The sequence below is a fragment of the Vibrio ruber DSM 16370 genome (assembly GCF_900163965.1).
GTDB lineage: Bacteria > Pseudomonadota > Gammaproteobacteria > Enterobacterales > Vibrionaceae > Vibrio > Vibrio ruber.
Window position 1 is genome coordinate 39,855 of record NZ_FULE01000050.1, and the last position, 13,553, is coordinate 53,407.

9 protein-coding genes and 1 pseudogene are annotated in these 13,553 nt (G+C 49.7%); 2 read left to right on the top strand and 8 right to left on the bottom strand.

Annotated elements, in window-relative coordinates:
* Position 1: 1 nt before the first annotated feature.
* The 7 genes and pseudogenes from VR7878_RS17495 to tssI all read right to left on the bottom strand — a co-directional run bounded on the left by VR7878_RS17495 (position 2) and on the right by tssI (position 10,242).
* Positions 2–4,840: an RHS repeat-associated core domain-containing protein gene (locus tag VR7878_RS17495; protein ID WP_077337322.1), complete on the bottom strand. Its 4,839-nt coding sequence runs from the start codon at positions 4,838–4,840 to the stop codon at positions 2–4.
* Positions 4,837–5,751: a DUF4123 domain-containing protein gene (locus VR7878_RS17500; RefSeq protein WP_077337323.1), complete on the bottom strand. Its 915-nt coding sequence runs from the start codon at positions 5,749–5,751 to the stop codon at positions 4,837–4,839. Before VR7878_RS17500 ends, VR7878_RS17495 begins: the two co-directional genes overlap by 4 nt.
* The gene (locus VR7878_RS17505) at positions 5,748–6,752 is read right to left on the bottom strand and encodes a DUF4123 domain-containing protein (RefSeq protein ID WP_077337324.1); all 1,005 of its coding nucleotides are present in this window, start codon (positions 6,750–6,752) and stop codon (positions 5,748–5,750) included. The genes VR7878_RS17500 and VR7878_RS17505 overlap by 4 nt, the downstream gene beginning before the upstream one ends.
* 51 nt (positions 6,753–6,803) lie before the next feature.
* Complete coding sequence (locus VR7878_RS17510; protein ID WP_077337325.1) at positions 6,804–7,229, bottom strand: SitI3 family protein; 426 nt, start codon at positions 7,227–7,229, stop codon at positions 6,804–6,806.
* A gap of 5 nt (positions 7,230–7,234) precedes the next feature.
* Positions 7,235–7,756 (bottom strand): CdiA C-terminal domain-containing protein, encoded by a 522-nt coding sequence (locus VR7878_RS21570; protein ID WP_306345809.1) that lies wholly within the window; start codon positions 7,754–7,756, stop codon positions 7,235–7,237.
* 102 nt (positions 7,757–7,858) lie between these two features.
* Positions 7,859–8,176: pseudogene (locus VR7878_RS21575) on the bottom strand (PAAR domain-containing protein); the annotation flags it as partial.
* Positions 8,177–8,178: 2 nt separating this feature from the next.
* Positions 8,179–10,242 (bottom strand): type VI secretion system tip protein TssI/VgrG, encoded by a 2,064-nt coding sequence (tssI, locus tag VR7878_RS17520; RefSeq protein WP_077337327.1) that lies wholly within the window; start codon positions 10,240–10,242, stop codon positions 8,179–8,181.
* A gap of 464 nt (positions 10,243–10,706) precedes the next feature.
* On the opposite strand from tssI, the gene rdgB reads away from it, so the two are divergent.
* Positions 10,707–11,333 carry an RdgB/HAM1 family non-canonical purine NTP pyrophosphatase gene (rdgB, locus tag VR7878_RS17525; protein WP_077337398.1) on the top strand — a complete coding sequence of 209 codons (627 nt, stop codon included), beginning with the start codon at positions 10,707–10,709 and terminating at the stop codon, positions 11,331–11,333.
* Positions 11,327–12,517 (top strand): radical SAM family heme chaperone HemW, encoded by a 1,191-nt coding sequence (gene hemW, locus VR7878_RS17530; RefSeq protein ID WP_077337328.1) that lies wholly within the window; start codon positions 11,327–11,329, stop codon positions 12,515–12,517. The genes rdgB and hemW overlap by 7 nt, the downstream gene beginning before the upstream one ends.
* A gap of 77 nt (positions 12,518–12,594) precedes the next feature.
* Here the strand turns inward: hemW and glsB are convergent, their stop codons facing one another.
* A complete protein-coding gene (gene glsB / locus VR7878_RS17535; RefSeq protein WP_077337329.1) occupies positions 12,595–13,515 on the bottom strand; it encodes a glutaminase B in 921 nt (306 codons plus the stop codon).
* Between the last annotated feature and the right edge of the window lie 38 nt (positions 13,516–13,553).

Genomic DNA, 13,553 nt, shown 5'->3' on the forward strand with positions numbered 1-13,553 from the left:
TTTATCTTCCACCTCCCCAATAATACATACCTCCCTTGCCTCCGGGATGCAAGGATTCTTGAACTATACCGGGTGCTTGATGCTGAGATAATGGCACCAATTGCATTACACCAGGTTTCTCTGGATGGTGATGCCACGTCAAATCTTTTACCGGTGAGCGTCTTGGATAGGCGCCACGAGGTCCTGGTTTAACTCCTTCAGTAATTCCTGGGTACATATTTTCCATACTAGCGGCAAAGGCAGGATCTGCTTGCATTGCCTCATGCAGATTCTTATTAGCTTGCTGGAAATGAACTTTATCAGATCGTCCCGGATAAAACTCTTTGTCGATCTTAGTTTCGTAAGCCACTGAATATTGTGGGCTACTAAGTGGTCTTCCAGAAGCATCTTTACATCCTTCCGTACTCAACCCCAGCGGATCGACCCATGCCATCGGGTTATGCACATACCCCTGTGGCCGCAACCCTCCCGCAAATCCAATAGGATCGGGGCTAAGATATTGGCCGCTGTCTGCATCGTAGTAGCGATTAAGATTGTAGTAAAGTCCGCTTTCTTTATCTTCGATCTGTCCCTGATAACGCAGGTCACAGGTCAGCGCTTCGTTGGCGGCATCTTCGAGATAACCCCGTTGAATTTTGAGATTGAACTGTTGCTGCTGGTATTTGCCCCACAGTGCATGTTCACCACGCCATTCGATGTCACCGGTTTCGGTGACGAGTTCCTGCGGCGTCCCGGCATGGTCGGTGACGATATAGTGCAGGTCTCTTCGGTTGCTGCCGTGACGAGTGGTGACTTGCGCCATCGGGCGGTGGCTGCCGGGCTCGTACAGATATTCGGTGCTGGTCAGTGCTGTGCCGTCGGCGGTGATTTGGCTCTGCTGCACCAGCGTGCTGCCGTCCCACAGATAATGGGTCTGCTGCTGAGTTTGCAGACACTCTTTAGCAATCCGTCGTCCGAACGGGTCATAACGATAGCGGTAACGTCGTCCGTCCGGTAGCTCGATATGGGTCAGGCGGTCTTCGTCATTCCAGATAAATCTTGTACTTTGCGGGCGGAAGCCGTCTCTCGATTCGGTTTTCTCGATGACCCGGCCACATTCGTCGTAACGATATTTGAAGCGGCCAACTTCAGTCACTCGCCCGGCTTTATCATAGTCGCGTTTCTGCCGTTTTATCCGTTCATCGGCCAGCGACACCACATTGTCACCGTATTCGCTGCCGAAGCCTTCTTCATTGAGGTTCAGCTCGCTGTCATACCCGAACAGATGAACGAACCCTGCTTTGGTCTCCCATGATTTACGCTGGCGCACCGCAGTAATCTGACTGTTGGGGTTGAGAGTGAATTCAGCACTACCGCGATGACTGTCTTCTATCCCGGTCAGCCGGTCCAGTACATCGTAGCGGTACTGGCGCAACGACTGATTGCCGAGCTGCTGCCCGGTCAGCAAACCGGTCGCACTCCACTCATGGCGCAAGTCAAAACCGCTGCCGTTGCTGCGCTGCTTTTCTTCTCCGCCCGGATGGTAGGCAAAAGTCAGCGGATTGTGACTGCCGATAGCAAGTGCGGACAACTGTTGCTGTTGCCATTGATAACTGCGCTCACTCTCCGTCCCCGATGACTGAATCCGCCGTCCGGCGGCATCGTATTGGTGGGTCAATTCGGTGCCGTTGATATTTTCACTGACTAGTTGCCCGGCCGGGCTGTAGGCCAGTGCAATCCATGCATCACCGTTTTCTGCGTAAGTAAGCCGCGAGGCGGCATCATATTCATACCAGCTTTTGCCGGTCGGGTTGTCCTGATTATCGAAGCTTTCGCTCTGCAACAATCGTCCGCACACATCGTACTGATAGCGTAAAGTGTGACCATCTGGTTTGCTGCGCTGCACTAATCGGCCAACAGCATCATAGCCATAAATCTCAGTGCGCCCGTCGTAATGACGTTCGCTTTCAATCCGCCCCAGCTTGTCGAAACCGTACAGCCACTGCTGCCCCTGACTGTTGGTAACACCGGCAAATTCGGCTTCAACATTGTAGTGATAGCGGGTGGTTGCCCCCAGCGGGTCGGTGACGGTTTGGAGCTTATCGAATGCGCCATAGGTGAAGCGCTGCGTCTGACCGAGCGCATCGGTGACCGAAACCAGATTGCCTTCGATATCGTAGCCAAAGTGTGCTTCAGAGCCGTCTTCATAGATGACTTTATCGGGAAACGAATTCGATTCATGGTAATGCCACTGGCGGGTGAGATTGCCCTGAGAATCACGTTTATCACTGACCCGTTTCACCAAGCGGTCAAAACGGTCATAGTGGAAATCCATCCCGTAACCGGTATCCGGCTCTAAGCGGGTTAGCAGGCCGCGTTCATTGTAGCGATAGCGAGTGACGCTACCGTCCGGCCCGGTCACTGAATCCTGCAAGCCGCGTTCGGTATAACTCATCTGCCAGATCCGGCCTTCCGGATCGGTGACTTGGATAACATCGCCCTGAGAATTGTGTTCATACAGCCAACTGGCACCCAACGGGTCAGTGTAGCCAGTCAGCCAGCCCTGCTCGTTGTAACCATAGCTGTGTACAGTACCATCCGGCAAAGTCACTGCGGTGATATTGCCCCATGCATCATAGCTGTAGGCTGTCGTTTCTCCCAGTGCATTGGTTTCGCCAATCAGTAAGTCGTCCTGCCACTGCTGCTCGATCCGGTTACCGGCAGCATCAACAATCGCATAGGGACGGTTACGCTCATCCAGATGATAGGCTTTGATCCCACCGAAAGCACTCTTGTAGTAATGAACATGGTTGTCATCGTCATAGCGGATTTGGTCAGTCCACAACCCGTCAGCACAACGGCTGGCAATCGCCCGGCCTTGTTCATCATAATCGTGCTCAACCCACGTGTGGGCCAAATCCTGCCAGCGGGTCAGGTAACCCTCTTTACTGTACTGATAATCGAAATTACGACCAGATTCTCCCCGCACCGAAAGTAGCCTGCCGGATTTGTCGTAGTCATAACGGGCCAGTTCCCGCAGCGGTGCCTGATCGGCTTCGCATAAGATCAGGTGTGTGATACGGTTACGCTCGGTTTTAACCTCAATCAGCCGTTCGTCACTGAGAATGACCCATTTGAGGGTTCGGCGGTCATAAGCGAACTGAATGGTATTTCCGTAAGCGTCTGATATTTTGGATAAACGCAGTGTCGCACCAATCGCATGACCGAAATGATAGGTCAGACCATCTTTATGCCGGAGAATTAATTCCGCCTGTTCGCCCCGAGTCAACCGCCACTGGGGTTTCAGTAAAGATGTACTTTCTTCATCCGGCTCGGGAAGCGCGAATATACCTTGGGTATAGTCGGTGTCGGTAAAGGTAGCTAACATCCCCTCGATGGTCAGCGAAATATCCCAGCTGCTGCGCCACAAACTGCCCATCAACCCGGTTTCTTTCAAACCAGCCGAGTGATAGTAACGTTGGTGCGCTAAAGGCAGAATCCCAGATAATACAAAATCTTGTCTCTCTTCAAACACCTTCCCAGTGTATAGATCTATCGGTTCGCCTTCTTTTCCGCAACCACCGTTTTTTTTCTGCTTTTCTAATTCAGTCGGATCCTTCCCATGAGTGCCATCCGGTTTATCACCATGAATTGAAGCTTGCTCAGCATTGATATTATCGACTTTGTTCGCCCCTTTGTGATGCGGTGTACCAGTTTTGCGGGTCACAACTTTACCAATAAATTCATCGACCTTCGCACTGATTTTACCGACCATCTCATCGATTTTGCCCTGTAGCCGCTCCATTGCCTTCACCAGTTTCTCAAAAGAGTCCCGGAGTAATCTCACCGCCCAGTTCTTACTGTTTTTAATTGCTTTGGTAAGCCCGTCAATGATTTTACTCAGCAATGCTTTGGCCTTCCCTGCATACTCGCTCAGTTGTCCGCTGAACTTTTTCAGGTACTTGACCAGATTGCCGTTTGACAAACTGCGCAGCATTTTCATCGCTTTCTGAATAGTGCGCGAGTCGGCTTTCTCCAGTGCATTGATGATTGTTTTGCCGGTTTTCTTGGTCGCATCACCCAGTCCCGGTACAAAGCCAACCACCACCAGTACACCGGTCGCCCAATGCCAGAAACCCAGTTCTTTTTTGGTACAGGTATCCCAGCCCCAGCAACCTAAGTCATAGAGATCCATCGCCTGACCGACCACCGGTACAAAGCCGAGCGCAATTTCACAAAACAGCAGAATCGCCGTATTGTCGTGTGCCATGCCGGCCATTTCTCCGGCCAGACTGTGGTGAATCTTGTTGATCGCCTTTTTCAGAGCAGTCGAACCACGATTGATCTCTTTTTCCAGCTCCCAAAAGCGACGATAAGCAGCTTTATACTCCTTATCGATCCAGGTAAATAATTTACGATCAATATCAACAAATTCGTCAGAACTACCATCCTCATCATAAGTCAGATAACCCTGCCGACTCAGCAAGGAATATAGCGCAAAGTATTCACCGGCTTTGGCGGCATATTCAGGATTGGCCTGAATCACCGGGTTATTTTCTGCCGATTCTTTGGGGTTGAATTCATCGCTGCCTTCGCCCAGCAGAATCTCAAAGCCACCACAGCCCATATTCTGGATTTTGCACATCCCCTGCTTATCGGTCTTGCCCGAAATCTCGGTTTTATTGCTGTCGGTCAGCACAAATTCCGCTTCCGGTATCGGCTTGTCATCATCATAGTGGTAACGGATAAACACTTCACAGCCACAGTCAACACATCCGCCATCAAGTATATTATCGGTCGAGAAGTTCTGTGTGGCAGCCTCTGCACTGGAGAGCAAGTCGGCTTTTTTATTCTCGCTCATGATTGTTCTGACTCCTTATCCAATTCATCTAACCCACGTTCAAATAACCGATCCATCCGACTTTGCGTACCCTGATAATCCGGTGATTTTAAAATCTGTTCAGCCCAAGGCTGCGTTGTAAACTGCTCGCCGAAAACCACGGTCAGACTCAGATACCGGACTACATCATTCGGTTGGGTAAACCCCAGTTGATTGGCCTGAGTGATATGCTGATAGAGATATTGATCGAACTGTGCCTGTTCCCAGCTTTGCGTTTCGCTGTGATGGGCTTGTAAATGATCCTGATACTGACGGTAGATCTGTCGGCTGGCCCAGATGCTGAGTGCCTGATACTGTGCTTCAGTCAGCGGCGTCGGTAACGGGAGTGTGGTTTCTTCCAGGATCGGCTCCTGAAACCTGAGAACCTTCGCCTCCGGCTGATCCGGTTCCCAGTAGGCAATCTGTCGTAACGGCCCCTGAATATGTTGCCGATAGACAGCATCGCTGGCCTGCCAGAGCACACCCAGTACATCCCAGTCTGAAAGACGCAGCAGAAACTGTTCCTGCGTCGGGGTTTCGACCAGCGTCCATGCCCGGAAATACCGCATCACTAAATCGCTCTGACGGCTGAGCGGCAGTGAATGAAAACTGGGATCCAGCTGGATCGCAATGCCCCAGTGGGGTTGTGTCGCCACCTGCTCTTCGAGCCATGCCCATGATTGCAGCGGCATAATATAGGGAGAAATCGAGGCATGAATATCGCCCATATCGCCCCAGTACAAGCGTGTCTCAAACTCCGGCATCTGTTCTGCCAGTTCACGGATTTCCGGATGAATCGCAGCTTCAGCGACCACAAACCACCCCGGTTCTTCCAGTGTAGTTTGCCAGTTTTCCAGCGGGACATCTTCCCACCACTGTTCAGTATCTGTCATTTCTCACTCTCCATAACCACGTTCTCTGGTGCCGGTGTTGCCAAAGCAGAATTGTTCGCCACATCAGGCTCTGCCAGCCATCCCGGAGAACGGTATGCAACAAGTTCATCCTCACGTCCCAGATACTGATGATACAGCTCGCCAATTGCCTGACGGAGCGGATAAAAATGCAGCAAACGCTGGAACTCGGGATGTTCATCAAATCGATCGCCTAAATAAAAGCGATATAGGGCGTAGGTCTCTTTATCCAGTTCAGTTGCACCGGCATATTTCTCTGTTGCCAGCGCCATGCCCTCATGAAAACGACTTTCTACCTGTGCCAGAGATAAAGATTCACCATACTGGGGTAATAATTTCTGGTATAAGGTTTCAACCAGCGAATGAAGCTGTTCCGGATAGAAAAACTGGTCAAATTGCGCCAGTGTCAGTTGGAGAGGCAATTGAATCTCAGTTTGGGGATCGACTGGGACAGATGCTGACGACAGATCAAATGCACGCAGTTTAAGCTGCTGTTCATCCCGGATCGGCAGATAGATCCCCCGATGTTTCCCCTGAAAACTATATTGTTGTACCGGGGTTAAAATACGCCACCACTGAGGTAATACTGCCGGATCATAAAAACGCAGCATCACCTGCGTCTGATCCGGATAGAGACAAGAAACCCACGGATGCCAGTGTGCCCGCAGAGCAGAAAAATCACCGTCAAACAGGCCGACAAACCCGAACTGTTCCGCCCGGGGTTCATTTTCTGCCAGCCAGTAATAGAGTGTTTCTCCCGGATTACCATCGCGAATATCGATCAGTAATGGCGAAACATCGGTCAGGTGCTGAAGCTCACTGCCACGCAACAGTTCACACCATGTGACATCCTCGCGTCGCTTCATGGTGTTCCAGAATTCAGTCGCTTGCGGAAACTGAATACGATCAAACAGTAAGTAACATGTTTTTCTTTCTGACGTATTTCCTTCTGACATCGTTAATATGTCGAATAAGGATTTCATTTTTTATTTTTCCTAGCCTGAGTGAACTGTGTTATATTTTCTTATCAGGTTCTATTGTTCTGTATAATGAAACGTTAGCATTGCCCGATGCTCTTCCCACCAATCATATTCCCCGTTATATAGCACTGTCTTCTCATCTTTCTTTTCTAGTAATAAGACTTCATTGTTCTGGTAAAACTTAACTGAATCACTCAATTCAACACAGCCGTTAAGTATCCTGATTATGGACGTCATACTTTCATCGTACTGTTCCAGATCCGGTGACAGTATGATCTTGACTACAGGCAGAAAACCGACTTCATCCCGGATAAAACTATCGTCCAAATGACTTTTTGACATAATAAATAACAGCTTACCGTCAAAAGCATATCCTTGAATAACACCATTTTCTTCCGGTTGAGTTTCAACAAACCCAAAATCATTTAACATGGATTCGGTCATATCAACACTCAAATACAATTCATAATCTACAGACATCTACGCTAACCTTTAATTAGAGGAAGAAGGGTTACCTTACCATTTTGAGTAACAATAACATTTTTCAAATTAGTAACAGGCTCAGCTTTAATCGCATCAACAATTTCTGCAACTTTGCGTTGACTGTCATCCATATTTAACACAATTGTCTCGGCTTGTTTTTTTATATTAACTTTCTCATTAATCGTACTTCGAATATTTCTTGCAGACGTATTTTTCCCGGGAGAAAACACATCTGCAACAACATTATCGAAATGAGTATCTTCAATCTTACCTTTCACAATCAACAAGTCAGGATTTCTTTTCGTTCCTTTTATAACCGGGTTCTGCTGGACATCTAATCCATGAGCAACAAGTGCATCCACAGCTTCATTTTCTCTGATAAGGGAGCGACGAGTTGCTTCATCCGCTTTTTTAGGGATCTTGGTTCGAGTTCCAGAAAGTATCCCCTTACTCGCCGCCTGTTCTCCCTTCGACTCAACCGCCTTCTCTTGCCCTTTCGCCGAACGCTCATAAATCTCCTCCACAAACGGCAGGCTTGCCCAGTCAAAAGGCGGGGCTTCGGCAAGTGGCTGGATACGCAGGAAAGGCGACTGTTTCAGCGCGGCCCCTTCGCCACAATCATGTGTCGGGGATTTGTACGGCGTGTCGCCGATAAATACATTCCCGGAACCTGCCGCGACCGAGCCGCCGCAGTCGATGGCATCACCAACCCGGGCTGCCGGTTTGCCGTTGATCGAGACATTGGCAGACCCGGCAGAGATACTGCGGCCGTGAATCCCGTGAGGAAGCTGCGGACACGGGCAGGCATGCAGTAAGATCGCATCGCCTTTACGGGCTGCGGGTTTACCGTTGATCGAGACATCGCCGCTACCGGCAATGATCGGCGTCGCCGGAAAACAGCCATGACCTGAGCCGTTGTCGCCGAGTCTTGCTGCTGCAGGCATGGTTACCCCCTCCGATCCGGAGCTTCCGGCTCTTGTGGTTTATTGGTCTCATCCGGTTTCACCATCGTTGGTGCGGTACCTTTATCCGGTGAGCCACCTTCGTTGATTTTGACTTTCGTGCCGGAGATCGTAACACCGCCACTATCAATTTTAACAAACCCGCCCGGCCCATGAATCGTCAGTGAATCGCCAGCATCGAGAATCACTTTTTTCGCCTTGAGATAACTTTCGTTATTGACTTCAACCCGTTGATTGGCACCAATTTTTTTCTCTTCAGATGCAGTAATATCAGCCACCCAGGCCCCTTCGATTTTTTGGATAATACCACCGGAAATAAACTGGCTGAGTTTACCGATGATGCGTTGAACAACGTTGCGGCCAACTTTTTGATGATGATCCTGTCCGAACTCTTCATTGACATTCTTGCCGACCAGACGATGAACATTTTCAGTAATCATCTGATACAGATGACGTCCGACCCGGCGGTGACTGTCTAACCCGACCGATTCACGATGGATATTGTTGATGACGATATCCTGATCTTTCTGGGCGTGAATATAGATCTGCTCGACACCCGACTGATCTTCAAAACGGACTTCGTTGGAGCCTTCGCCCTGGTGGGTCTGGGTTTTCAGAACGGTGCGGGTTTTATGGTTGGGCAAAATATAAGGCGTTACGTTGGTAGCATGGTAGGTCCGGCCGGTGATAATCGGCTGATCCGGATCACCGTTGAGGAATGACACAATCACTTCATGACCGATACGGGGAATGGCCATAAAGCCGTACTGAGCGCCGGCCCAGCCCTGCGCGACCCGCACCCAGCAGGAGCTTTTTTCATCGGATTGATCATAGCGATCCCACGGGAAATGCAATTTGACCCGGCCATGCTCATCACAGTAAATCTCTTCCCCTTTCGGGCCGACAACCGTCGCAATACAAGGGCCGTCTACTTGCGGTTTCGGCTGGGGCGTCGCTCGCCAAAGCGTCTCTTTCGGGATCACGGTAAACTGGTTGGCGTAAGTCGTTGCACCATGACCACCGGCTTCTTCCAATGCCTGTGGCTGAGTCCCCTGATGACTGACAGAGACCGCTAACCACTCTCGGTTCATCGCTGAATCAATGTGTTCTTCGAGCTCAAAACGCACCCCACCTTGCACCCGGGCATCATTGCTTTTACCGCTGGCGGTATGCGCAGTACGTCGTAGATATTCCAGTCGGATCTGGCTGAAGGCTTTACCATTGGCATCGTCTTTGAAGCGCCCCGGATGATCGAAATGTTCATAGTCAGGTAACTGATAACTAAGATCTGTGCCATCCTGCGATTGTGCAAAGTTATAATCCGGCTTTTTGAAGCTGTAGTCTTGCATCACGATCGAGCTCACTTCCGACTGATAATGCTCCGTCATGGTCGAAACATAAGGTGTCGTCATGTGGCCACCGGAAAGGGCGTTATACGGTACAGGTGATCCTAATTGCGTAAATCCTTCACTATTATCCGTGACAACCAATGTATGTTTGCCCTTTTCATGGGTGAAGGTGTACATCAGGCCTTCTTCCGCTGCCAAACGATGGAAGAAGTCGAGATCCGATTCCCGGTACTGCACACAAAACTCGCGCGGTGCACACTCACGTTTGACCGAAAAAACATAGTCAGTGATGTTCATCTCCTGAAACAGGATCTTAAAAATATCGAGAATGTTTTTTTCTTGAAAAATCCGACTATTGCGGCGTAGAGAGAGGCGTTCCAATGCCGGAACCAAAGTGACGGAATAAAAGGAATGAGAGTGTCCGGTATCCCCTCTGCTGAAATGGCGCACAATGCCGTGGACTTGCTGGGTCACCTCACCGTTTTGAATGACTTCCAATAATGCGGTTTTATCAACAATCTGCTTGGCGGCGAGATCAGCATTGCGACTGGCCAGTTCAATTTGATAGCGAAAACCGTAGATACGTTCTCTTGCGCCGCTGAGTGAGTCCGATACTGACTCTTCTCCCTGATATTCACGAACCACCAGCGTCTCATCATGCACACCATCGATCGTGAAGCGAAAACCTAACGTTGTCATTTGAATTGCCTTTTGTCTTATTATCAATCACCCCACCACAAAATAAGCAATAAAATGCTTACCTGTCGGGTTGATTTTCAACGTGTTGATCTCTGTTCCAAATCGGATCAACCTGTTTATTCAATAAGATAAAAGCAGCAACTGTTGTGCCAAGAGCGACGCTGTAAGTAAATCAATTCATTATATTATGTGATCGATTATTACAGGCAATTTATTGCCTGAAGGCGAGCAAAAAGTTGCCCGGCGAGCAAGAAATTGCCTGAATGAAATGGGAGGCATATCACAGCATCGTGACTCTGACTCCGGACAAAACTCTGGCTTTGATAAAGCTCCCAGTTGAGGAGCAACGGTCTCTTCCCGGGACACCAATGTCATCCGGTGATGTCATCTGCCATTGATGGAAGTGAATGAGGCAAGGTACACTATGCTCCCAATTTGCCTATCTCAGAAAGCGCATCTATATCATGCAGAAAATTGTTTTAGCGACCGGAAATCCGGGAAAAGTCCGGGAAATGTCTGATCTGTTAACCGATTTCGGTTTTAAAGTGCTCGCACAAACGGATCTCAATGTCTCCGAGGTTGCAGAGACCGGAACCACGTTTATCGAAAATGCCATTATTAAAGCGCGCCATGCAGCCGCTGAAACCGGGTTACCGGCAATTGCCGATGACTCCGGCCTTGAAGTCGACGCGCTCGACGGTGCACCGGGCATTTATTCAGCGCGCTATGCGGGTGCGGATGCCACCGATCAGCAAAACATCGAAAAGTTGCTGGCCGCAATGACCGATGTCCCCGAACCGCAACGCAGTGCACGTTTTCACTGTGTATTAGTTTTCATGAAACATGCCGCGGATCCGACCCCGCTGGTGTGTCACGGTGTCTGGGAAGGCTCAATTCTGTATCAGCCCGATGGCAACAACGGGTTTGGCTACGACCCGGTATTCTGGGTTCCCACGGAGCAGTGTGCATCAGCCGCTCTGCCCCCGGCCCGAAAAAAACAACTGTCTCACCGCGCTCAGGCGCTTCAACTGTTGATACAACAGTTCAGGCAACAGTCGATGCAAGCACCGAATGAGCAACAGCCATGCTGAAACCGCCGAAGCTGAGTCTGTATATTCACATTCCTTGGTGTGTCCAAAAATGTCCTTACTGTGACTTCAACTCTCATGCGCTGAAGTCCGGTATTCCTGAACAGGCTTATATTGATGCCCTGCTGGAAGATCTTGATCAGGATCTCCACCGCTATCAGCTCAGCGCGCCGTCAAGTCATGACGCATCCGGTCAAGGACAGCCACGAAAGCTGCACTCCATCTTTATCGGAGGCGGAACTCCGAGTCTGATCAGCCCCGGCGAAATTAAAAGACTACTCGATGGTGTTCAGGCTAGATTAGCCTTTCAACCGGATATTGAAATTACGATGGAAGCCAATCCGGGCACTATCGAAGCAGAACGATTTGCCCAGTACCGACAGGCAGGTGTCACTCGCATCTCCATTGGTGTCCAGAGTTTTGAACAGGAAAAACTCACCAAGCTCGGCAGAATACATGGTTCGCAGGAGGCAATCCGAGCTGCGCATCTGGCACATCAGATTGGTCTGAAAAGCTTTAATCTGGATTTAATGCACGGCCTGCCGGGGCAGACACTGTCACAGGCAATGGCAGATTTAGATCAGGCGATCGATTTAGATCCACCGCATTTATCCTGGTATCAGTTGACGATAGAACCCAATACGCTGTTTTATTCCCAACCGCCGCGTCTGCCGGATGATGATCTGTTGTGGGATATTTTTGAGCAGGGACATCAGAAACTCACCCAAGCCGGTTATATTCAATATGAGATTTCCGGGTATGCAAAACCGGGATTCCAGTGTCAGCACAATCTCAACTATTGGCGCTTCGGAGACTATCTCGGGATTGGTTGCGGGGCACACGGTAAAATCAGTTGCGCGAATGGCAGTATCATTCGCACCACCAAAGTGAAACATCCCAAGGGGTATTTAAATTTACTCAAACCTTATTTGGATCAGGAAGCGGAGGTGTCGGCCAAAGACCGCCCTTTTGAATTCTTTATGAATCGGTTCCGCTTAATCGAGCCTTGCCCGAAACAGGACTTTGTCGATACGACCGGCTTACCGCTCACAACGGTTCAACCGACAATCGACCGGGCTAAACAGCAAGGATTTCTCGGTGAAACCGATCTGCACTTGCAAATCACTGAACGGGGCAAGCTGTTTCTGAATGATTTACTGGCAGAATTTATGGCTGATGAGGAATAAGGATATTCCCGTCATCAGCACATCAGTCATAAAATGAGTGTTCACAAGTGTAATCTTGCGCCTGAAGATATCACCACTTAAAAAATAGAGCGGCCAATACGCTCGGAAAGTAATTCCAGTGCTTTGCTGCCGGCCAGCGAGTTCCCCGAACTGTTCAGTTCCGGCGACCACACCGCAATAGTCATCTCTCCGGGCACAATCGCGACAATACCGCCACCGACCCCGGATTTGCCCGGCATCCCCACCCGATAGGCAAATTCTCCGGCTTCATCATACAGACCACAGGTTGCCAGTAATGCATTGATCTGTTTGCTCTGAACAGCGGTAATCACCGCTTTATGGTTCAGCACAGAGACACCCTGATTGGCCAGATAACTGAAAGTCTTCGCTAACTGGACACAGCTCATTTTCAATGCACAACCGTGGAAATAATTTTCCAGTACCGGTAGCACATGGTTTTCAAAGTTACCAAATGAACGCATCAAATAGGCAATGGCGGCATTCCGGTCACTGTGTTTCATCTCTGATCGGGCAACGACTTTGTCATATACGATTTTCTGATCACCACTTAAAGCCCAGACAAACTCCAGCAGCCGCTGGCGAGGTGCTGACAGACGGGTCTGCAACATATCCGCAACCACAATGGCACCGGCGTTGATAAAAGGGTTACGCGGAATGCCATGCTCAACCTCTAACTGGATCATCGAGTTGAATGCTTGTCCTGAAGGCTCTTTCCTCACCCGTGACCAGATTTCATCCGGAGTATAGATCCCCATCGACAGCGTGAGATTAAGCACCTTGGAGATCGATTGAATGGAAAAGCCTTCATCAGCATCACCGGCCTGAAATAGTTCGCCCTCATTGGTCAGGACTGCGATACCCAGTTTGTCCGCCTGAACTTGCGCAAGTGCCGGAATGTAGTCAGCAACTTTACCGCGTCCGATCAGCGGACGCACTTCATCTAATATCTCGGTCAGTATCTCGTTTGTCAGTTTCATTTAGGCTACTTTAGTGATTGGCTACTCATCACAAGCGG